The sequence below is a fragment of the Chitinophaga niastensis genome (assembly GCF_003014755.1).
Taxonomy (GTDB): Bacteria; Bacteroidota; Bacteroidia; order Chitinophagales; family Chitinophagaceae; genus Chitinophaga; species Chitinophaga niastensis.
In genome coordinates this window covers 244,772-265,110 of sequence record NZ_PYAW01000002.1, presented here as the reverse complement: position 1 = coordinate 265,110, position 20,339 = coordinate 244,772, and the positions used below count along the sequence as shown (strand labels likewise).

At 42.2% G+C, this 20,339-nt stretch carries 23 protein-coding genes and 1 tRNA gene; 11 read left to right on the top strand and 13 right to left on the bottom strand.

Translation table 11 applies throughout. The annotated features are described in order from the left end of the window. Nucleotides 1–155: 155 nt before the first annotated feature. The 3 genes from rpsG to CLV51_RS09605 form a co-directional block, all read right to left on the bottom strand. A complete protein-coding gene (gene rpsG, locus CLV51_RS09615; RefSeq protein ID WP_106527832.1) occupies nucleotides 156–623 on the bottom strand; it encodes a 30S ribosomal protein S7 in 468 nt (155 codons plus the stop codon). A gap of 29 nt (nucleotides 624–652) precedes the next feature. Next, entirely contained in the window at nucleotides 653–1,033 is a 381-nt protein-coding gene (rpsL, locus tag CLV51_RS09610; protein WP_012789278.1) for a 30S ribosomal protein S12, read from the bottom strand. A gap of 286 nt (nucleotides 1,034–1,319) precedes the next feature. Beyond that, on the bottom strand, nucleotides 1,320–2,420 hold the full coding sequence (locus CLV51_RS09605) for a branched-chain amino acid aminotransferase (RefSeq protein WP_106527831.1): 1,101 nt from the start codon (nucleotides 2,418–2,420) through the stop codon (nucleotides 1,320–1,322). Nucleotides 2,421–2,550: 130 nt separating this feature from the next. Here CLV51_RS09605 and CLV51_RS09600 point away from each other — a divergent pair, with 130 nt between their 5' ends. The 4 genes from CLV51_RS09600 (at nucleotide 2,551) to CLV51_RS09585 (ending at nucleotide 4,809) form a co-directional block, all read left to right on the top strand. Continuing rightward, on the top strand, nucleotides 2,551–3,054 hold the full coding sequence (locus tag CLV51_RS09600) for a hypothetical protein (protein ID WP_106527830.1): 504 nt from the start codon (nucleotides 2,551–2,553) through the stop codon (nucleotides 3,052–3,054). Between the two features lie 107 nt (nucleotides 3,055–3,161). After that, complete coding sequence (rdgB, locus tag CLV51_RS09595) at nucleotides 3,162–3,746, top strand: RdgB/HAM1 family non-canonical purine NTP pyrophosphatase (RefSeq protein ID WP_106528789.1); 585 nt, start codon at nucleotides 3,162–3,164, stop codon at nucleotides 3,744–3,746. A 20-nt stretch (nucleotides 3,747–3,766) separates the two neighbouring features. Next, complete coding sequence (locus CLV51_RS09590) at nucleotides 3,767–4,201, top strand: acyl-CoA thioesterase (protein ID WP_106527829.1); 435 nt, start codon at nucleotides 3,767–3,769, stop codon at nucleotides 4,199–4,201. 17 nt (nucleotides 4,202–4,218) lie between these two features. Continuing rightward, nucleotides 4,219–4,809, top strand: coding sequence for a nitroreductase family protein (locus CLV51_RS09585; protein ID WP_106527828.1), 591 nt, complete (start codon nucleotides 4,219–4,221; stop codon nucleotides 4,807–4,809). Nucleotides 4,810–4,859: 50 nt separating this feature from the next. Here the strand turns inward: CLV51_RS09585 and CLV51_RS09580 are convergent, their stop codons facing one another. Then, on the bottom strand, nucleotides 4,860–6,428 hold the full coding sequence (locus CLV51_RS09580) for a glycerol-3-phosphate dehydrogenase/oxidase (RefSeq protein ID WP_106527827.1): 1,569 nt from the start codon (nucleotides 6,426–6,428) through the stop codon (nucleotides 4,860–4,862). A gap of 201 nt (nucleotides 6,429–6,629) precedes the next feature. Between CLV51_RS09580 and CLV51_RS09575 the strand changes: the two genes are divergently transcribed. The 3 genes from CLV51_RS09575 to CLV51_RS09565 all read left to right on the top strand — a co-directional run bounded on the left by CLV51_RS09575 (nucleotide 6,630) and on the right by CLV51_RS09565 (nucleotide 10,210). Further along, nucleotides 6,630–9,176, top strand: coding sequence for a mechanosensitive ion channel family protein (locus CLV51_RS09575; protein ID WP_146151260.1), 2,547 nt, complete (start codon nucleotides 6,630–6,632; stop codon nucleotides 9,174–9,176). Between the two features lie 112 nt (nucleotides 9,177–9,288). Further along, nucleotides 9,289–9,362: transfer RNA gene (locus CLV51_RS09570), tRNA-Met, on the top strand. A 92-nt stretch (nucleotides 9,363–9,454) separates the two neighbouring features. Next, nucleotides 9,455–10,210, top strand: coding sequence for a hypothetical protein (locus tag CLV51_RS09565; protein WP_146151259.1), 756 nt, complete (start codon nucleotides 9,455–9,457; stop codon nucleotides 10,208–10,210). Between the two features lie 689 nt (nucleotides 10,211–10,899). Here the strand turns inward: CLV51_RS09565 and CLV51_RS09560 are convergent. The 3 genes from CLV51_RS09560 to CLV51_RS09550 form a co-directional block, all read right to left on the bottom strand. Beyond that, nucleotides 10,900–11,694, bottom strand: coding sequence for an alpha/beta fold hydrolase (locus tag CLV51_RS09560; protein WP_106527824.1), 795 nt, complete (start codon nucleotides 11,692–11,694; stop codon nucleotides 10,900–10,902). 69 nt (nucleotides 11,695–11,763) lie between these two features. Continuing rightward, nucleotides 11,764–12,330 carry a Crp/Fnr family transcriptional regulator gene (locus CLV51_RS09555; protein WP_106527823.1) on the bottom strand — a complete coding sequence of 189 codons (567 nt, stop codon included), beginning with the start codon at nucleotides 12,328–12,330 and terminating at the stop codon, nucleotides 11,764–11,766. 195 nt (nucleotides 12,331–12,525) lie between these two features. Continuing rightward, nucleotides 12,526–12,969 carry a lipocalin-like domain-containing protein gene (locus CLV51_RS09550; protein ID WP_106527822.1) on the bottom strand — a complete coding sequence of 148 codons (444 nt, stop codon included), beginning with the start codon at nucleotides 12,967–12,969 and terminating at the stop codon, nucleotides 12,526–12,528. 198 nt (nucleotides 12,970–13,167) lie between these two features. Here CLV51_RS09550 and CLV51_RS09545 point away from each other — a divergent pair, with 198 nt between their 5' ends. From CLV51_RS09545 to CLV51_RS09525, 4 genes are all read left to right on the top strand, one after another. Next, entirely contained in the window at nucleotides 13,168–13,569 is a 402-nt protein-coding gene (locus CLV51_RS09545; RefSeq protein ID WP_106527821.1) for a hypothetical protein, read from the top strand. A 19-nt stretch (nucleotides 13,570–13,588) separates the two neighbouring features. After that, entirely contained in the window at nucleotides 13,589–14,419 is an 831-nt protein-coding gene (locus CLV51_RS28890; RefSeq protein WP_146151258.1) for a hypothetical protein, read from the top strand. A gap of 95 nt (nucleotides 14,420–14,514) precedes the next feature. Beyond that, complete coding sequence (locus CLV51_RS09530) at nucleotides 14,515–15,048, top strand: RNA polymerase sigma factor (RefSeq protein WP_106527818.1); 534 nt, start codon at nucleotides 14,515–14,517, stop codon at nucleotides 15,046–15,048. Continuing rightward, nucleotides 15,048–15,650, top strand: a complete 603-nt coding sequence (locus CLV51_RS09525; protein WP_106527817.1) for a hypothetical protein — start codon at nucleotides 15,048–15,050, stop codon at nucleotides 15,648–15,650. Before CLV51_RS09530 ends, CLV51_RS09525 begins: the two co-directional genes overlap by 1 nt. Here the strand turns inward: CLV51_RS09525 and CLV51_RS09520 are convergent. From CLV51_RS09520 to CLV51_RS09495, 6 genes are all read right to left on the bottom strand, one after another. Then, a complete protein-coding gene (locus tag CLV51_RS09520) occupies nucleotides 15,634–16,947 on the bottom strand; it encodes a sensor histidine kinase (RefSeq protein WP_106527816.1) in 1,314 nt (437 codons plus the stop codon). The two genes, CLV51_RS09525 and CLV51_RS09520, sit on opposite strands and share 17 nt — an antisense overlap. Before the next feature lie 2 nt (nucleotides 16,948–16,949). Further along, a complete protein-coding gene (locus tag CLV51_RS09515; protein WP_106528788.1) occupies nucleotides 16,950–17,624 on the bottom strand; it encodes a response regulator transcription factor in 675 nt (224 codons plus the stop codon). 4 nt (nucleotides 17,625–17,628) lie between these two features. After that, nucleotides 17,629–18,489 (bottom strand): hypothetical protein, encoded by an 861-nt coding sequence (locus CLV51_RS09510; RefSeq protein ID WP_106527815.1) that lies wholly within the window; start codon nucleotides 18,487–18,489, stop codon nucleotides 17,629–17,631. 20 nt (nucleotides 18,490–18,509) lie between these two features. Beyond that, the gene (locus tag CLV51_RS09505) at nucleotides 18,510–18,794 is read right to left on the bottom strand and encodes a hypothetical protein (RefSeq protein WP_106527814.1); all 285 of its coding nucleotides are present in this window, start codon (nucleotides 18,792–18,794) and stop codon (nucleotides 18,510–18,512) included. A 63-nt stretch (nucleotides 18,795–18,857) separates the two neighbouring features. Next, the gene (locus CLV51_RS09500; RefSeq protein ID WP_106527813.1) at nucleotides 18,858–19,418 is read right to left on the bottom strand and encodes a hypothetical protein; all 561 of its coding nucleotides are present in this window, start codon (nucleotides 19,416–19,418) and stop codon (nucleotides 18,858–18,860) included. Between the two features lie 106 nt (nucleotides 19,419–19,524). Next, nucleotides 19,525–20,310, bottom strand: a complete 786-nt coding sequence (locus CLV51_RS09495) for a hypothetical protein (protein ID WP_211301978.1) — start codon at nucleotides 20,308–20,310, stop codon at nucleotides 19,525–19,527. Nucleotides 20,311–20,339: the final 29 nt, after the last annotated feature.

The window sequence follows — 20,339 nt, the reverse complement described above, 5'->3', positions numbered from 1 at the left end:
AGTTGATAAAAAGATGAAAGGGAGCGGGCATCGTCAGGTGCCTGCTTTTTTTGTGAAGATTTTTTGAGAGCTGCTTATGTTATAAACGCAAAAAGGCAAACAGCTCCGGAAGGAACTGTTTGCCAAATATATTGAGTTGCCTGTTGGGGCTATAACTAGATTCTGAAGTGAGAGAAAGCTTTGTTCGCTTCTGCCATACGATGTGTATCTTCTTTCTTCTTGAACGCTGCGCCTTCACCTTTGCTTGCTGCTACGATTTCATTCGCGAGCTTGTCAGCCATGCTCTTACCGTTTCTTTCACCGGCAAAGCGTACTAACCATTTAATGCTCAGGGAGATCTTTCTATCAGGACGAACTTCAGCAGGAATCTGGAAGGTAGCACCACCGATACGACGGCTTCTAACTTCTACACCAGGAGTAACATTGGTTAATGCTTTTCTCCAAACCTCATAACCGTTTTCGCCGGTCATCGTGCTCACCTTATCCACAGCATCGTAGAAAATTTTATAGGCAATGCTCTTTTTTCCTTGTTCCATAACGTTATTAACAAAGCGGGTTACCAGTTTGTCATTAAACCTAGGATCCGGAGCCAGAGGCAATTTTTTTGCAGCTTGCTTTCTCATTTATTGAAAATTACGACTATTTATAATTGTTATTTCTTAGCCTTTTCCTTTTTAGTACCATATTTGGAACGGCTCTGCTTTCTGTCCTTAACACCAGCAGTATCCAGGGAACCGCGAACGATGTGGTAACGAACACCTGGTAAATCTTTTACCCTTCCACCACGGATCAGTACGATGGAGTGCTCCTGCAAGTTGTGACCTTCACCAGGGATATAGGCAATCACCTCAACTTTGTTGGTTAAACGCACCTTCGCTACTTTACGCAAAGCGGAGTTAGGTTTCTTAGGCGTGGTAGTGTACACACGAGTACAAACACCACGACGCTGAGGGCAGCTATCTAATGCCCTGGACTTAGACTTAGCCCGGATAATTTCTCTTCCTTTTCTTACTAATTGTTGTATAGTAGGCATTCTTTACCTAGTTTTTTTATGTCGGTTTACAATGACATCCAAATTCCCCACAAAGGGATTTTGGGACGGCAAAGGTAACACTATATGTGTGAATAACAAAATTGTTTCGAAAATATTTTTGCCGGGTTGTACTCCCTTTTCAACAGGGATTGGTCTAACTTTTTTGGTAGCAGCTCAGGATTACCAAAAACCGGATTGCAAAGGTATGATTTCCCACAGAAACTACCATAAAAAAATAGGGCCTTTTTATCAGCCCTATTCTTATCGTATAATATATATAAAGATCTTACTTCTTATTTATTATATAATTCCAGTGGCGGGTATCTGTGGCGCGTCCGGTACGTATACCGTCCAGGCGATGGATCACCTCTGCTCCTATTTCGTATTTGGTTGTATCCAGGCGGAGTTGCTCTTCTTTGTAGTCCAGCTCCTCCACATAGGCTACGCTGGCAGCCGTACCGGTACCAAATACTTCGCGGAGGGTACCATCTTTATAAGCTGCTACTATTTCATCAATAGAAATAGGTCGCTCTTCTATTTTAAGGCCCATATCCGACAATACATCGATCACACTGGCCCTGGTAACCCCTTCCAGGATGGTGCCCTGTGTAAGGTCTGGCGTGATGGCTGTATTGCCAATGATGGCAAAAACGTTCATCGTACCGCACTCCTGCAGGTATTTATGCTCATATCCATCTACCCAGAGGATCTGGTCGTAGCCCTGTCTCTTAGCCTGCATGGTAGGATACATGGTACCACCATAGTTACCCGCCGCCTTGGCATAACCAACGCCGCCAGGGAAGGCACGTACATATTTATCCTGTACCAGTAATTTAATAGGCTTATTAAAATACGGACCAGAAGGAGAATTAATAATGGCGAATTTATAGGTATCAGAAGGTCTTACTCCGATAAATTCATCTGCTGCAATCATAAACGGACGCAGGTAGAGCGAACAACCGGGACCAGTGGGTACCCAATTACGATCCAGGTCGATGAGCATATCCAGACCACCTATAAACAACCACTCCGGTACCTGCGGCATTCCCATTCTTTCTGCCGAAAGATTAAAACGCTTATAATTATCATATGGCCTGAAGATCATAGGGTTATCCTGTGGATCTTTATAGGCTTTGATACCTTCAAAAATGGCCTGACCATAGTGCCAGGCAGCATTTGACGGACTTACTGACAGGTTCTGAAAAGGCAGGATTTCTGCATTTTTCCACTCTTTCCCATCGAAATCAGCCACCAGCATATGGTCTGCATACATCTTACCAAATGCCAGGTTATTAAAATCTACTTCACTCAACCTGCTATGGGTAGTTTTTGTGACTTTGATCTTCTTTACTGCCTCTTCCTTTACTGTTGATTTATCTTCCATCATGGTTAATCAATTTTATCTCAATATTTTTACATTTTCATCGCTGTGCCTACCAACCCTATCGGATTGGCTGTGCAAATAAACTGATTTTTCCCCACGCGGGGCTTTCATATTACATTAAACAATCATAAACATGTCGCTTGAGCAATTCCAGCTGGATCCGTACTTTCTGGCTAAAATCTATACCCAGCCAATCATTCCCGGGAAAAGCATGCCTGTAATCACGGAGCAAAAAGCGGTGCCTAAAGTCAAATATTTAGGAGAAAATCAAAAAAACATTGCGCTCTTCATACAAAATGAAAACGAAGCGTATTTAAATGAGGAATTATTCAACCTCCTCACCAATATATTAAATGCCTGTAAACTGGGCATGCAGGATGTGTCGCTTATGAACATCTTTCATTACCCCCAACTGACCTTTCCGGACTGGCAAACTGCCGTGAAGATAGAACGAGGCGTTGTATTTGGGATTGCACCGGCACAACTCGGACTCAGCGATCTTCCCATGTATCAGCTGGTGACCGTAAATGGTGCTACCCTCCTGTTTTCGGACGAACTACAACTCATTGGTACCGATAAAGTCCTGAAAGCAAAGCTTTGGGCAGGATTAAAACAGCTGTTAGCTATTAGCAATTAGCTTTTAGTGCGTTTTGCTAATTACTAACTGCTAAGTGCTAACAGCTAAGTGTTAAGTGCTAAGTGCTAACAGCTAAAAAATGCTTTATAAAAATGAATGAACCCAATATGAAATTGATATTTGCTACCAATAACGAAAATAAAGTAAAAGAATTCCGGTCGCTGCTGGGAGATCAGTTTGAGATCATTACCCTGCTGGAAGCCGGCATTGACATAGATATTCCGGAACCACATGATACCCTGGAAGCCAATGCTACAGAGAAATCTACTACCATTCACGAGATGAAGGGCCTAAATTGTTTTTCAGAGGATACCGGGCTGGAAATAGCTGCCCTCAACGGCGCACCGGGCGTTTTATCTGCCCGCTATGCAGGTGAACAGAAGCTGGCAACAGACAATATCGCAAAAGTATTAACAGCACTGGAAGGCAAAACTGACCGCAGTGCACAGTTCCGGACAGTCATCTCCCTCATCCTGGATGGAAAAGAATATCAATTTGAAGGGGTGAGCAAAGGGCATATCACCACGGAAACGAAGGGTGGTAAAGGATTTGGCTACGATCCTATTTTTGTTCCGGAAGGAGCAACCCGCGCTTTTGCAGAAATGGATCTGACTGAAAAAAACAAGTACAGTCACCGGGCCAGGGCCTTCGAAAAATTTGTGGCATTCCTGAAAAAAACAACAAACGTTTAGCATCTACCTAAAAAAATATAATGGCGAGGATTAAGATAGATTTACCAACAGCATTTTCTTATAATATAGCAATACCAGTAAGGATACAGGATGTTAATTACGGCGGGCATGTGGGCAATGATGCCATCCTCTCTATTATGCACGAGGCCAGAATTCAGTACCTGACCAGCATTGGTTGTAAAGAACTGGATCATGATGGCGGTACCAGCCTGATTATGGCAGACGTAGCAGTAGCGTACAAAGGAGAAGGTTTTCATGGAGATATTTTCCAGGTTGAAGTAGCCGCCGGCGAATACAGCGCTTTTGGCTTTGAATTGTTTTACCGTATCACTACTAACCGTAACGAACAAACGATTATCATTGCCGAAGCAAAAACCGGCATGATCTGCTTTGATTATAAAAACCGCAAGGTGATGAAACTGCCGGCTGATATGAAGATCCGCCTCGAAAAATAAAAGTATAAAAATATAATATGGATACAACAACATCAATCACTGCTGTGGAAAAAGCGATCGTAGCACGCCGTACGGTGAAACCTACCAGCATGAATGGCGCAAAGATAGCAGATGAAACAGTGCAGCAGTTACTGCAAATGGCCGACTGGGCGCCTACTCACGGATATACCGAACCCTGGTATTTTGTGGTATACAGTGGTGATAAAGTAACGCAATTTTGTTCTGATCATGCAGAATTATATAAACAATATACTCCTGCAGATAAATATATTCCAGGTAACTATAACAAGCTGAAAAGTCAGGGTGATCTTGCTTCTCACGTGATTGCTATTTGTGTGAAACGCGGCAACAATCCGAAGATTCCCATGATAGAAGAAATAGCAGCGGTATCCTGCGCTGTAGAAAATATGTGGTTAGGCGCTACTGCCCACAATATTGCCGCTTACTGGGGTTCCGGTGGAATGACCTACCACCCTGCCATGCAGGATTATTTAGGTTTGGGAGATGAAGACCAGGTGTTGGGATTTTTTTATCTGGGTTATACAGATGAACCTGCACAAGCCGGTAAAAGGGTGAAACAATTTGAAGAGAAATTTAAGTGGGCATAATTTTACTGATTTTGTGATTTATACAGGGATACCTGCATAAATCACAAAATCTACGTTAATAAATAAGCTTTTGCTGCTGCTTCAAAGCTGCTGATCTGAGTGGCTACCCAATGTTCATCTTTATGTAATTCTTCCGCCATAATCCTGGCTACGGCAGGGGCTATACGTAAAGCCTCGTGCGCATCCAGAAAAAGAAGGCGGGTACGGCGGGCCAGAAAATCTTCAATATTGCGGGCCATTTCTTCTCTTACGGCCCATACTACCTGTGCTTTAATGATATGAAAATCCCTGCTCAGCTCTTCCTGCAGATCCGGCTGTGTGGCTACCATCTGATGAATATGCAACACATCGCTGCCGTAAAAGTACCAGGGATCATCCCAGTTGACATTGTTAGTAGCGCCGTGTACTTTCAGGTGATGCGTAACCGAGGTTGTTTCTTTCCAGCGTAGTGATACCTCCAGCTGATGAATAACATCTTCTGCCATGCGGCGGTAGGTAGTCCATTTACCACCAATGATGGTGATCAGTCCTGATCCGGACACAATAATTTTATGGCTGCGGGATATTTCTTTTGTTTTATGCCCCTCTGCTTTGGGAGCTGCCAGCGGACGCAGGCCAGCCCATACACTGCGTACATCTGTCCGTTGTGGCGGGTGGGAGAGGTATTGTCCGGCGGTGCGGAGAATGAACCCTATTTCTTCTTCCAGTGCATGCGGCTCCAGGCTGATATGGTTAACAGGTGTATCGGTAGTACCTACTACCACTTTATTATGCCACGGCACCACAAACAATACGCGGCCATCGCTGGTAGCAGGGATCATGAGTGCATTATGTCCGGGTAGAAAGTGGCTATCCAGCACCACATGTACCCCCTGACTGGCAGCAATGGACTTGGGTGCTGCCGGGTTATCCATCTCCAGTACATCGTCTGCGAACACACCGGTAGCATTAATCACTGCCCGTGTATTGAGAAATATCTCCTCTCCCCCATTCAGTGTATCCTTTACCGTTAGTCCGCTGATATTACCTGTTGCATCTTTGCGCAAGCTGGTTACCCGCATATAATTGAGCACAGTACCTCCCTTATCAGCAATGGTTTGCGCCAGGTTAACAGCAAGACGGCTATCATCAAATTGTCCGTCGTGATATAATACACCTCCTGCGAGATGATCCTGCTTCAGTGTGGATAACCGCTGCAAGGTTTCTGCTTTTGAGATATGCTCAGACTTGCCCAGACTTAGACGTCCGGCAAGCCAGTCGTACATTTTAAGGCCGATCGTATATTTAAAATTTTCCCAAAGACTAAAAGTAGGAATTACAAAAGCCAGGTTACGTACGAGATGCGGGGCATTAGCAGCCAGCAGTCCGCGTTCCACGCTGGCTTCCCTTACCAGGGATACATCTCCCTGTGCCAGGTAACGCACCCCTCCATGCACCAGCTTGGTGCTTTTACTGGAAGTAGACTTTGCAAAATCCACCTGTTCCAGCAAGAGTGTACGATAGCCCCTGGTAACTGCTTCCAGTGCAGCACCCAGGCCGGTAGCACCACCGCCAACGATCACTATATCCCAGGGTTCGAGATCCTTTCTTAATGCATCAACGAGTGTTTCTCTTTTCATAAGCTAGTTTTCAATGATCCGGGCAATTACTTACAAAATACTGCGGAAATGTGTACTGTGCAAAAGTTAGGGCCCTATTACACAAAACTTAACGGTAAAGGGCAGCAAAAGTTTTAAATCCCGGAACATTTAGGCGTAAAAAATGTTCCTGAAGATGGATCTCCGCTTTATCCGGTGGAGGGTATCATATACAAATTTCATATGTCCATCAGGGTTATAATAAAATATCGGTGTCTGCTGCGGTTTTTGCTGCCGCTGTGCCTTGTTATCAGTGGTTTTAATGTCAATGCACAAAAAGCTAAAACCAGGCAACAACCAGATACCAGCCACCTGGTGGCGATGGACAGCGCTACCATCAGCAAAAACATCACTGCGATGGCCAAGGATAGTAACCGGGTTAAAAAGTCGGATACTGCTGTATCTATCCTGATTAATCGCATAGAAAGCTATACCCTGATGCTGAATGAGCTCATGAGTTCTCTCAAACGCGGCTTTGATACAACGCGGATCAGCGCGGAAATTCCACTGGTAGATACTTCCCTTGCCCTGATAAAATATAATATTGCTGTTCTTGGTCGCACTCCCAACATCAATGATATCTATACCAATAAAGTAATGCTGGATCAGCTGCAACGAAAACTGAATTCGTGGCAGGGCGCTCTCTTTTCGTATTACGATAAACTTGTTAATATCAATGATACCATCCATTCACTGCGACGGGATACTTCCATGCGCAATATTCCTTCGGAAGATGAGCTCTATGGATTTTATGTAGGGCAGCTGACAAACCTGGTCCTCAAATTCCGTGCAGTAGATAGTGTCAATAAGGTAAATCTTATTAGCATCGGATTGCTGCAAAACAAGATCGCCAACCGATATATTGAAGTATCCAATCTGTATGAGGACATGGATTACCGGCTGGAACAATTTTCTACACACATGTTTGAGCGCGACTACCGCTATATCTGGAAGCCGCACCGGGACAGCATCAATCCACTGGAATTTTTTCCTGTAGTAAAAAATTCGCTGCATAAAAGCACCAAGGTACTCGTGATATTTTTTTCTATTCAATGGCCGGTGTTTATCATCTGGTTACTATTGGCAGCCATATTTGCTTCATGGGTATTTAATAACATCCGTCGTATCCGGCAGAACCACCCTGACCAGGAAGGCGAGGCGATACTACAGCATTCACAGTATCTGTACCGGTTTCCGGCCGCTTGCACCGTGATATTTGTAACTACCCTATCATCTGTTTTATCTGTCCGCTACCCTATTCTTTATACAGAGATTATCTGGATACTGACAATGATTGCGCTGACATTTATCTTTCGTTCAAATCTTCCTAAAACATTATTCAAAAACTGGTTATTGATGATGGGGCTGTTATTGGTCTACTGTTTAAATAACCTGCTGATAGAAGTTACCTATGCAGAACAATGGGGTCTTTTAATTTGCGCCATACTAGCCATCATAGTGGGTAGCCGGCTTTTAAAAGAATCGGCAATGACCACCTTTGCACAACCTAAATATACCCGGCCTGTTATAAAACTTTTTATCGCCACCAGTGCATTTTCACTGTTGCTGGTCATCTTTGCGAGGGTAAGCACCGCCAAAATAATGGGCTCGAGCGCCGTAGTAAATACGGTGCTGGCACTGAATCTTTATATACTGGTGAAAATATTGATGGAAGCCGTATACCTGCAGGTAGAAGCCAATAAGAATTCCAGCACCTTCATTTCATTTATGGACTACCAGGATGTACAAAAAAAATTAAAAACATTTCTGACGGTTATGGCTACCGTTGGCTGGCTGATCATTATTGCGCGTAATCTTTATTTGTATGATGCTATTTATGAAGCTATCAAAAATTTCCTTTCCACCTCCCATCATATTGGTAATTCTGACTTTACTTTCAGCAGTGTTATTATCTTTTTGCTGGTAATATGGGTAGCCTTTGTAGCCTCACAATTTATTGCCTATATGTTTGGGAATACGGGTCAAAGTACCGGTCCTGTGAAAAAAACAAAATTCGGCTCGGCTCTCCTGCTTCTTCGGCTGGTAGTACTGGCAGGTGGCATATTGCTCGCATTTGCAGCCTCCGGCATACCTATGGACAAACTCACCATTGTAATTGGTGCGCTGGGTGTGGGTATTGGCTTTGGTTTACAGAATGTAGTGAACAACCTGGTATCCGGTATCATACTGGCTTTTGAAAAACCTATAGAAGTAGGCGATGTAATAGAGCTGGGCACCCGTTCCGGTGTAGTAAAAGAGATCGGTATCCGTTCCAGCAAAATAGCCGCCTATGACGGTTCTGAGGTAATTGTTCCTAATGGCGATCTCATCTCGCAACAACTGATTAACTGGACAAAGAACAATCGTAGCCGTCGTGTTGACTTCACCATTGGTGTTGGCTATGGCAGTGATGTAAAACAGGTAACTGATATTATAAAATCTGCATTCGTGAACCACGAGGGCATTATGATTGTACCGGAGCCACTGGTGCAGTTATTCCAGTTTGGCGACAATTCCGTGAATTTCCGTGTTTATTTCTGGATATCAGACTTAGGAACTGCCGGTACTATGCAAAGTGAAGTGCTTACTTATATTTATAATGAATTAAACAAAGCCGGCATTGAATTGCCTTATCCACAAAGGGATTTGCATATCCGGTCTGTAGATGAACTGTTGTTGAAAAACTGGGATAAACCAGCTACAGATCCTGGTGATTTAAAAAAAGTTTAAAAAAAACGTAGTATACATTTTGAATTTTCATTTATAAGCCGTTATCTTTGCACTCCCGTTTTGGATATGAGGGCACTGCAGTCAGCAGTTCCAGCGATCCGGGGAGATAAAAGGCGAGGTAGCTCAGGTGGTTAGAGCGTTGGATTCATAACCCAAAGGTCTCGGGTTCAACTCCCGATCTCGCTACAAGGAAAAAAGGCTTTCAGGCAGATGCTTGGAAGCCTTTTTTTTAATATCATAAATTGATGCTATTATTTATACCCAAACAAAAAATATTTATGGATAGATTTATCGCTTATTTTGATATTCTTGGATTTAAGGGCTTTATAGACAATAACGATAAACCTCATGTTGATCGTTACTTTTCACATATTTTCAGAGAATCGCAGTCTGCACTTAGCGGTGGCCGGTTAATAGATGGTCCTCCCGGTGTTGTTGTCCCTGACGTTGCTCAAGGGCGTGTTAATTGTATGCATATCTCCGATAGTATAATATTTTGGTCTATTGATAATAGCGAAGAAAGCTTTATTGATTTGGTTAATGTTTGTTACGAGTTTTACTGGAGATGCATGCAAGCCTCTTTCCCAATAAGAGGTTGCATGATTTTAGGAGACATCGAATTTGCTCCATTTACTATTCCTGCAGCTAATGGCGCGACTTTTTACAATTCTTCAATGTATGGTAAAGGAATTATTGATGCATATTTAAAAGGAGAAAATCAGGATTGGGCTGGTGGTTATGTAGATAGGTCTGCAATTAATGCTGTTAATCCTCAAACGGTGCAACAACTCATTAATGAAGGTAAATTGATATTGCATCCGGTTCCCATAAAAGGACAAGCACCAGTTGAAGAACATGCTTTCTGTATCATTCAATCAGGACTGAATGATATAGCCTACAGCAATATGGTTCGTTCAATTGAAAATACATTTCATCGGCATTTGAATGGCAATGATCTGCATCCAAGTGTACAAAGGAAATTGGATAATACAATCGTATTCTTAGACCGATTTAGGGAAACTCCTGCAGAGTAGGCTGATCGAAAGTTTCAACTATTGTGCTAATTTCTGATCAGACAACAGGCTAAAAAGTATTAAATCTTGAAGAAATCGGTTAGATAATTCTCCTGATCTCGCTACAGATAAAAATCCGAAAACACTTTACTAATAAAGGTTTGCGGATTTTTCGTTTATACGCGGTGGTCGGTTTGGTGGTCGAATAAATTTCTTTGCTCGATTAAGCTATCAAAAAAATAATCATCAACAAGGATTATTCAATATCAAATTTTAGTAATTCACTAGTATCTACCTCTAACCCTTTCGCCAGTTCTGTTATTGTGATCAATGTAACATTTACCCCTCCTCTTCCATAGCACCTATTTTACTGTAATCCACTCTACACCTATGTGATAGTTGGCGATGACTTAAATTTTTTAAGCTCCAGCCTTTCCTGTACTAACCAGTAATCAGGTTCATTCATTATCGCATTGTGAATCCCCCTTAACATATTTCTCCGGAGTTTTATCAGAAGCAGGGACTTTTATCAGGCGGCATAAACACAATTAGTAAGCACTCTAAAAATGGCGCTATTCCCAGTATAGGTGAATCCCAGCTTTCAGCATCTTTATAAATTTGATACATAGATACTCCGGCAAGATAATCCCTGAATATCTTTTGAATGACAGGTGCTCTTTCTTCATCAACCAGAATTCTGCTAATGAGGCTTACTGTGTGCTAAGAAAATCGGGAATCATTGCCATTAATAAATTTGTTTTTTTTGTTAATGCTGTATGCATGGTTCCGGGTAATATGGCCAGTTGTGAGTCGGGCATTGATAACTCACCAATACTACCACCACCCAATAGTTTATACAATTCCACAACATGCCCGGGCTGAACGATATCTGCATCACCGGCGATAATCAACGCAGGAGCCTTAATGTTTCGAATATCATCTGCCGACCAGTCCTGTACTTTTTGGTTGAACGTTGTTACTTTAGCAAGGTGCTTAGACCAGTCCTGGGGCCTTGGGGCTGTGCTGAGGTATTCTGCTTCATAGAGGGTACCTTTCATGGCTTCGGCAGTAAGCTGTTTCTCCAATTCAATGAGTGCTGGATGACGCCCGCTGCTTTTGTAGATAACGGAAGCCAGGATAAGCTTGCTGGCAAGGGCTGGTTTGCGCATGGCCACCTGCAGTGCTACACCGGCTCCGGTGCTGTATCCAAAAATATCTATTTGTCTTATATTCAAAACATGCAGTAATTCAATAACGTCATCTGTAAATTGTTCATAAGAAAGCGGACGTTCGGGAATATCAGCTGTGTGTCCATAGCCCTGAAATTCAAGGGCAATAAGCTGTCTGTCTGTTGACAGCAGGGGAATTAAGTTTCCAAATGCAGTACCGATTCCGGAGACTGCTCCGGGCAGGAGAAGGAGGGGCTTTCCTTCTCCATACACTTCGTAGTACATTTTCAGCCCGTTGACATTTGCATAGTTTCCATTGGTTGCTGTATTGATCATGGCTTTTATTGTTTGCTTTGTTGCGAAGTTCGCAAGCGACAGGCAAACAATTCTTGGTGTACACCAAGATCAAAATTTCACATGGTTGAATAGCTTGCTAAAGTTCGTCGGGTCTATACCCAAATAGGAAGCAATGTACTTGTGTGGCACCAGGTGTAGCAGCTGCGGGCTTTTCCGGCAAAATGCCTTGTACCGTTCTTCTATGGTCATGGCGCGCAGGTCAATGTGGAGGTCGATCATGCCCGCTAACATGGCTTCGGTCATCCGCCTGAAGAGTCGTTCTATTTGCTGGGATTGGTCAACCAGTCTTTGTAGATCCTCATAGCTGAGGGACTCCAATTCGCTGTCTGTCAAACAAGTTAAAAAGTATTTAGAAGGTACTTGAAACGAAAAGGATTCAGCGATGGCGCATAAGTTGGGGAAATAGCTAAAGTCAATGACGTAGGTTTTGTCGCTCGTATCTAAGTAAGCCATCTGTACACCGCTTTTTACAAAGTAAAGCTCCCGTTGGACCTGCCCGGGTACGGTAATGAAATCTCCTTTCTTAAACGAGCGGGTTTTCAGGTTTTCTGTCAGCAAACGATAGTCTGCCATGCTGATATTGTGAAATTGTTTGAAGTACTGGTAGCGTTCCATAAGATCAGAGCCAGTCCCAAATATAGAAAAGTTCTGTCAGCCAATAAGATTGCACCAGTATAAAAAGGCATCGTTAAAAACGATACCTTTTTTATTTGTATTCAATCCAATACATATTTTCAGCATGGTTCCAAGGTCCCAATGCCCTTTAGAAAGTGTAATGTTCCTGCACTGTAACTCTTCAAAAGGCTATAGCTATTGTTTTACCATTGTAAATGTTAGCTTATCCCCTGCCACAATTGAATTTTCCACATAATAGATCAATGTTTTACAATCGTAGCTGGCAATAGTACCATTTAGTGTACCATCACTGGTTAAAGTACTGCCGTTAAGTTTCCAGGTACCGTGATCCGTTTTTTTGGGTGTACAAACGGTTCCGGCATCATTATAATCGTAAGTACCATTACTTTTTAAGGTGATGATATCATCTTTTTCGCAGGCATCCATAGAAGCTAAATAATCTACGGGTGCGGCAGTTACGGTTGACTTGTATTGCAATGCCGTAAGTTTATAAGAACCGGAAAGGTTTGTTATACTTATACTGCATTCAGGTGTGTTACTTTTTTCTTTTTTGCAGGAGAAAAGCATGCTGCTTGATACCGTGGCTATTAAAGCCCATTTCATTGTAATTGTCTTCATACCTTTTGTTTGAATGGATATAACTTTTGTTTGATGGTAATACCCTTCATTGATATGGGGGGTTGGGTAAAGCGGAAAAAATATTTTTTTCCCACTTTACCCAACCCTTATTAAAAAAAACGGGTACTACTTAAAAAGTCAGGCCATACTAAAATATTCAGGCTTCATACATTATTAATTATTATAAACAATATTAAAATGGCAAGTAAAAAAAATATATCACTTTTATTCCTATTAATAACAGCGGGCATAACGAGTTGCGTTAAAGATCCCGCTCTCAAAAGCAGTGGTGATTATTTAAAAGTAAGTAACGTTGTTTTAGCAGTTACCAATAAAAGTGGTGCCAGGGGAGCAATAGCAATAGCGTCAAATGTTGCCTGGCAATTATCATTTGAAAACCCTGCTCCCAACTGGATGGTAACGAATAAAATGGCCGGGATCAGCAACGATTCCCTGGTGGTTACTGCAACGAAAGACAACAATACCGGTGGATACAAGTTTGCCAATATTATTGCAACAGCGGTTAATAATACTTCTTTGTTACCAGTCAGAATAACTGTGATACAATACGATTCATCATATATAGGGAGTAGAAAATAGTGGCGTTTAAAAAAATAAAATGAAAAATACAGTATTAATGATTGGCGTAGCCTGTTTAATGAGTTGTTGTACTTCAATAAAGCTGGCTATACCCGAAAAATTTAAACAACAGGCCACCATGCAACATGTGAGCGGCGCAAGAGGTAATAAAATGTCGTTCGGTAATTTTACCACTTCTAAAATAAGAAGAGGCATACATTTAAGCTATCCCCCGTGGGGGTGGGGCGGCCGCGGTTTTTTACTGGAAAATATTTTATTGAATCAAATTGGCATTCAGAAAAATGAAACAGTAACAAAAGAAAAAACAAAATTCCGTTACACACTGTCAGACGGAAAAAATAATGTGGAAGTTTATGCTGATGAAAAAGAGATGACAAAAAAGCTGGAATATGAAATCATTAATAGCAACAGTATCTTCAGTAATTTCGAGCAACTGCAGCAATACAAATATATATTTTCAGCCATCATTAGTGCCGATACAACACAGGGCAGCAAAAACTGGGAGTTACTAATGACTAATATTTATGACAGGAAAGCAGAAAATGATAAAAACCCGTTTACTTTTATTAAGCAGGAAGATAATGGACTGGCAACAAATGGAAATGATACCATTTTTATAAAACCACTAAGCATTAAAAAAACAGCATTATCCAATGGTAAAACAGGACAGCTGCCGTTTAAATTACTGTCAGGTTATGAATTAAGTACCAACGATGGTGTGATTGCTATCATTGATATGATTGACCGGAATATCTGGTTCTATAACGAACTGGGTGCAGCGGAAAAATTAAATATAGGCGCCATTGCAACAGCTATTTTTGCAAGAAAAGTACACGATGTAAAATGGTAATTTTTCTAACCCTATTATCGGTTGCCAATCCGGACGGTGAATGCTAAAAGTTGTTAATGCTATCAAATAGAATAATATTAATGTTTAAATAATTCCTGGAACAAGATTTAAGTAATATCATCATTGATTGCCGCAACGGCAAAAGAAAAGCACAGGAGCAACTGTACCGGCAGCTTTATGGCTTTGCTATGGCTATTGCCATGCGCTATGCTACCGACGAACATGAGGCGGCTGACATCATAGGCCATGCTTTTGTAAAAATGTTCAGGAGCATCAATTCCTATGATGCAACGAAAGGAAATTTTCACGGCTGGCTGAAAAGAATAATCATCAATGAATCATTGGACCATATAAAACAGCGCAGCCGTTTTACCAGCCTGGAGCTGGATACGGTGGAAGAACCGTTTGTCAATAACAGCATTATTGAAAAAACAGATGCAGCCGCCATACTGCAACTGGTAAGGCAACTACCACGAGCTACACATGCCGTGTTTGTATTGTATGCCATTGATGGCTATACCCACAAAGAAATTGCAACGCAATTAAACATCAGTGAAGGTACCAGCAAATGGCATTTGAGCGAAGCAAGAAAAATTCTACAACAAAAAATAACAGCGATAAAAACTTAGTGAATACAACCACACCATACGAGGATTTAATAGCAGCAAAGCTGGATCAGATTCCTGTGCCCGATATGGCCGACAGCATCTGGGACAGCATCGAAATGCAGTTGGATGCGGTTGTTGATGCACCAGATAAAAGACCTGTCCCCAAATATAAAGGTAAAGGCTGGTACGGTTTTATTGGAATAATTGTAGCTGTTATTATACTATGGTGGTATTATAATCATAAAAATCATGCACAGAAAAATACAACACCACTGAAAACTTTACCGGCAACAGAAAAGGCACCTCCTGTTACAGACAGCAATACATTAATTAACCACATTGAAAAGAAAAATATTCCGATTGCACCTGTTAATATTAAAAAAGATACACTATCATTAAATGGCATTCCAAATAACAGTATCAGTTTTGATTCGGTATCTACACAAAATTTGCCCCCCACTGAAATGGATTCATTGTCTTTGCAAAACAACAGGCCTCAAATCCGGTTTTTTGATTCTGTATATATTATTCCACCTCGTAAAAAACCTAAAGGCGTGAAAGGCATTACCAACGATGATTATAAGATTTCTGTCGATAAAGATTCGATTAAGAAGGGAAGCTGATAATAAAAGTACTGCCTGCATTAACGGTGGAAGACACCGTGATCTTTATGTCATGGTATTCGGCAATAGTGCTCACAATGGAGAGTCCCAGTCCGTATCCTTCCTGCTCTGTTCTTACTACTTTCTTAAAGCGGTTAAAGATGGTGCCGATTTCCTGTTCACTGATACCCATACCAGTATCACTGATAATGAGCTGATACGCTTCGCCGGGAATCAGCTTGTCGCCTGCCATTATTTGCCCCCCGGGCTTATTATATTTTATGGCATTATTGAGAATGTTATACACCAGCTGGAATATCAGGTCGTGGTTCAGGTTATGAAGTATGATCTGACGGGAGATGTTCATGTTAAACCGCAGCTGTTTTTCTTCCAGCCGGTGCTCCAGCTCTTCCATCACATCTGTTACCAGGGTATATGGGGAGAGACTGTCTGTTTTAGAAAACTGGTCATTTTCAATACGGGAGATTAACAACAATGAATGCACAATTTTTTTCAGCCGGTTTAATGTTTTCATCATGCCCACTATCTTTTTCTGCAGTTCTTCGTCCGGTGAATCTTCCACCATCAGGTTCTCCATTTTGTTCTGAAGGATGGCGATAGGCGTCATGAGTTCGTGGGAGGCGTTGGAAGTAAACTCCCGTTCTTTTTCAAAGGCTTCTTTGATCTTGCCCATCAGTTCAATCAGTGAATCATCAAGGTATCTGAAGTCCGTAGTAGTGGTGCGGATGGGCGGGATATGATCCTTAAAAGGGAATTTCCTGTTAACCAGTTTGGTGCTGATAATCACGCCAAGGGGGCGAAGCAGTAGCCTGGTAAATATAAGATCCACCAGGGTGGTGAACACTATCAGACCAAACAATACATACAGGGCCACTTTTTGCAAAGGGCGGTTATACTGGCTGATGGTTGCCGTTTTTTTTCCTACTTCCAGCATATACCTTCTGTTGTGGTAGTCGAAGATATGGCTTAACACGCGGTAGGTGAGCGTATCGCCTTCCACTACCCGCTGCAGGGTGGCGATGGTATCAGGCAGGTTGTTTTTGCCGGCAGGTTCCATCGAAATATATTCTTCCTTCAGCATGGTATAGCTGCCGTAGTTTTCTTCTCCCTGCAGGTAAGCATCGATCCCGTTTTTCCAGATCACGTTCAGTACCTTTTTCCTTTGTTCTTTCAGGTAGTAGTCGTTGTACCTGAAAGCGATATCTTCTACCAGGAAAGGTAGCAGCAATACGAACAGGATGGCTATCACCATTTTCGACAGCGTGATGAAAAGCGTAAGTTTGGTAAAAAGTTTCACACTCAGAGCTTTATTTTATAACCCACATGCCTGATAGTTTGCAACCAATCCACGGAAGCAAATGCTGATAATTTTTTCCGTATATTTTTAATATGTACGTCAATATAATTAGAGTCATAATCATCGTCTGAAAAGTTTCCCCAGATATGTTCACTCAGTTGCATCCTGGAGAGAGGTCTGTTTTTATGCAGCAGCATGTAGCTGAGCAGATCAAATTCCCTTCTCGACAAAGAGATTTCCTGGCCTTCAAAAAACACACTTCTTTTATGCAGGTCTATGTTAAAATCTCCCAGGGGGATTTCACTATCCGTTAGCCCGAACTTTCTCCTGGAAACCGCCTGCATCCTGGCCTGCAGCTCCAGCAAAGAAAAGGGTTTAGGCAGATAGTCATCTGCCCCCATGTCAAGTCCTTTAATACGGTCTTCCAGTTGTCCGCGTGCGGTGAGAATAATATAGGCAGCCTGTGAGCAATTTTTCCTTGCCTCCTGCAACAGGTGCAGGCCGTCTTTATCAGGCAGGCCCAGGTCCAGCAGGATGAAATCATATTGATTTTCCTCTATTTTTTCCAGGCCCAGCCTGGCAGTATGGGCAAGGTCGCAGCAGTAGTATGCTTTTTCCAGGAAGGCCTGCATTTCGACAGCCATGGTTTTTTCATCTTCTATGATCAGTACTTTCATCCTGTTAAAACTGGTAATAGAAACTACAATTAAAAAAAGAGTTTGCATTTCCGGCGCCGCTGAGTGCTTTATCGCTCAGAACAGACAACTGGTATGCCAGTTCTATCATGTAATGAGCCCTGTTATAGGCCAGCGGTACCCGAAGGCTGTAAGATAGCAGATCAAAGCGCGTAGCTTCTTGCGTAACAGTTTCTGATGTACCCGGAATCCCTGGCAGCAGCGGTAATGGCAAGCCCAGTAGCTTTTTTTCCTTCACATAGGCCTGGTAAAAATGTTGGGTGCCGCCAACTGCTTCCACTAAAGGCGTTAAGGTGATCAGGTCTTTTCTTTTGGAAAAACTGCCCAGCCGGATGAGTTTTTCAGTGCTCAATGTTACAAAGATATCCTGCTGTTTTCCGAAGGCATAATCCACATTTACCCCAGAGGTCATCCAGTAGTGGTACTTCAGGGAGCCTGCAGCATTATCTGTATTGGCGGCCTGCAGAAAGGGGGAGTTGACGGGAAAAAAGGTATGGCTGTAGCTGAGATCAGCAGTCAGTTTTTTCCCCATCTTAAATGCGATGCCTGCGCCCGCGCTGGTGGCAGAAACTATTGATCCGGAATCGTTCAGTAAACGGTATCCCATACCTGAAAAATAGATCCCGGAACGAAACTGCAATGTGGCGCTGGCAGCCACGTAAGCCATCGTTTTTGTAGCCGTTTGGCCGTAATAATTGGCATTATTGGAATATAATGTGCCAAGTGTCAGTGTAACTTTTTTGTTGTTGATTTGTGCGCTGTCTGTCTGTGTACGCGTAGTATCTGTCTGCGCCTGCACAGTACTATGGCATAGCCATAAAACAGGTAATATCAGTGCATATTTCATGTTTGTTTTCTTTAGCCCGGTCAGAATATCTTTCCAGGGACGATCGTTGGCTTAATGATCCTGATTGGCTTAATGGGCAATGGAGAAGGCACGGCAATCGGCTTGATCATACGTCTTGATTTTGGTACTTCCTTTATTTCCGGTAAATGCTCCTGTAATGTTGCGACTGGTTTTTCAACTGGTTTTTCCGGCGTAGTCCTGACAGGCTGCAGGGTATCGGCTGCGGGCGTATGTCCGTAACCAACATGCGGCTTTAGCAGCAACATTGCTGATACAACGAGCGTAAATAAAAGGAATTTGATCATTGTGATAAAAGTAACAGATTTTTGCCGCTATCTATCGGCAAAAATCTGTTTTTTCTGTTGAATCTACAATATGCCAAGTACAGCGGATCCTGCAATCCGGGTGTTAATACGGATGGGCGCTGGTTTTATGTTCAGGTTATGGTTTACGGTAGTATTAATATCGGTTGCAATTTTAACAGTATTGTTTGTGGTATTTTCTAATTTAAGACTGCTGGAGGCGGCAGCATCTAAAGTACTGTTCGCGGTATTTCCTATTGCCACACTGTTATTGGCAGATGTTGCTGCAACGGTATTCAACTGTTCACCGGCAGACTGACTGGCAGCAGTGGCTGCGGTTTCCTGGCCGGCCATCGTACTGCTGTTGCTATTTGTATTACTGCTACCCGTGTGAGTAACCTGTATACCGCCGTTGCCGGAGGCGGTATTATTGCCGGAGGCATTTTTTTCCACAGTAACAGCGGAAGATGCGGAAGTACTGTTATTTACACCGACGCCGTTGTTCCCTGTATTGGCGCGGGTTTGGCTGTTTGCGCTCACTTTTCCAGTGGCTTTTACTGATGTTTGCTGGGCAAAGGCAGCACCTGAGCATAAAAGTGCGATGACAATTAATCCGTTTGTTTTCATGATCCTGATTTTAGGTTGTTCAATATTTGTTTATCGAAACAAAGCTAATACCGTAAGATGAAGCGAAAATGAAGAAATCAATCGCTGCTTATATTCCCCCGAAGCTTTATTGCATCATTTTTAATTTAAGTGCTTCTGCTTTATTTCTACCTGCTTTATAATCCGGATCAAGCCTTATTGCCATATCCAGGTATTTCAATGCCTGGCGTCTGTATTTTATGGACTGATGTTGTTTTGCCCAGGCCCAATAAGTAAAACTCATTATTTTCCAATTTGCGTATGTGGTATCCTTTTCATACTTCAATACAATAGTTTGAAAATCCTGTTTGGCAAATTTTCTTTTTGAAAAGAAAATCCAGGGTAAATTCTCCGCAACACTTCCCCGTAAGAAGTATGGTAAATAAGATAAGTCTGCATATTTTTCGGCTGCATCTTTAAATAAAGAGAATGCTTCACCCAGCAGTGTAAGTTTTTTGGTTTCAGCAGCTACCAATGACAGCGCTGAAGCTCTGTATGAGGCAATAAAGGGCAACAATTCTTTTGCGGTATCTGCTGAAGCTAATATTTCACTTAAAGTCTTAAAACTCTTTTCTGCGTAACCTTTATATGTGGTTTTTGAAAAAAAAGATAAATTCAACGCAGTTTCATGGTAAATAATACCCATTCTTACTTTATTGATTAAAGTAGGATGCAGGATACAGGCTTCTTCCACTTCTCTTAACCTGATCTTTAAAATAGAAGTATCCGTCAATTCCATTACATCGTCTAACTGATGTTCAATGGCTCTAACTTTTGAAACGTCAATTTGTTGCGCAGTTGCACTGTTTATTGTTACCATTGCTCCGGTTATTAAGATGATTAATAATTGTCTCATAAATGTTTTATGAGGCAAAGATGCAATGACAACCCTATTGGAAACGA

Coding starts and splice junctions, on each gene's coding strand:
- CLV51_RS09605 (WP_106527831.1), bottom strand. CDS start 2,420: ATGATGGAAGATAAATCAACAGTAAAGGAAGAGGCAGTAAAGAAGATC.
- CLV51_RS09555 (WP_106527823.1), bottom strand. CDS start 12,330: ATGGAACGCTACCAGTACTTCAAACAATTTCACAATATCAGCATGGCA.
- CLV51_RS09515 (WP_106528788.1), bottom strand. CDS start 17,624: ATGAAAGTACTGATCATAGAAGATGAAAAAACCATGGCTGTCGAAATG.
- CLV51_RS09600 (WP_106527830.1), top strand. CDS start 2,551: ATGTCGCTTGAGCAATTCCAGCTGGATCCGTACTTTCTGGCTAAAATC.
- CLV51_RS09550 (WP_106527822.1), bottom strand. CDS start 12,969: ATGAAGACAATTACAATGAAATGGGCTTTAATAGCCACGGTATCAAGC.
- CLV51_RS09585 (WP_106527828.1), top strand. CDS start 4,219: ATGGATACAACAACATCAATCACTGCTGTGGAAAAAGCGATCGTAGCA.
- CLV51_RS28890 (WP_146151258.1), top strand. CDS start 13,589: ATGAAAAATACAGTATTAATGATTGGCGTAGCCTGTTTAATGAGTTGT.
- CLV51_RS09590 (WP_106527829.1), top strand. CDS start 3,767: ATGGCGAGGATTAAGATAGATTTACCAACAGCATTTTCTTATAATATA.
- CLV51_RS09505 (WP_106527814.1), bottom strand. CDS start 18,794: ATGATCAAATTCCTTTTATTTACGCTCGTTGTATCAGCAATGTTGCTG.
- CLV51_RS09580 (WP_106527827.1), bottom strand. CDS start 6,428: ATGAAAAGAGAAACACTCGTTGATGCATTAAGAAAGGATCTCGAACCC.
- rpsG (WP_106527832.1), bottom strand. CDS start 623: ATGAGAAAGCAAGCTGCAAAAAAATTGCCTCTGGCTCCGGATCCTAGG.
- rpsL (WP_012789278.1), bottom strand. CDS start 1,033: ATGCCTACTATACAACAATTAGTAAGAAAAGGAAGAGAAATTATCCGG.
- CLV51_RS09560 (WP_106527824.1), bottom strand. CDS start 11,694: ATGATCAATACAGCAACCAATGGAAACTATGCAAATGTCAACGGGCTG.
- CLV51_RS09510 (WP_106527815.1), bottom strand. CDS start 18,489: ATGAAATATGCACTGATATTACCTGTTTTATGGCTATGCCATAGTACT.
- CLV51_RS09565 (WP_146151259.1), top strand. CDS start 9,455: ATGGATAGATTTATCGCTTATTTTGATATTCTTGGATTTAAGGGCTTT.
- CLV51_RS09575 (WP_146151260.1), top strand. CDS start 6,630: ATGTCCATCAGGGTTATAATAAAATATCGGTGTCTGCTGCGGTTTTTG.
- CLV51_RS09545 (WP_106527821.1), top strand. CDS start 13,168: ATGGCAAGTAAAAAAAATATATCACTTTTATTCCTATTAATAACAGCG.
- CLV51_RS09500 (WP_106527813.1), bottom strand. CDS start 19,418: ATGAAAACAAACGGATTAATTGTCATCGCACTTTTATGCTCAGGTGCT.
- rdgB (WP_106528789.1), top strand. CDS start 3,162: ATGAAATTGATATTTGCTACCAATAACGAAAATAAAGTAAAAGAATTC.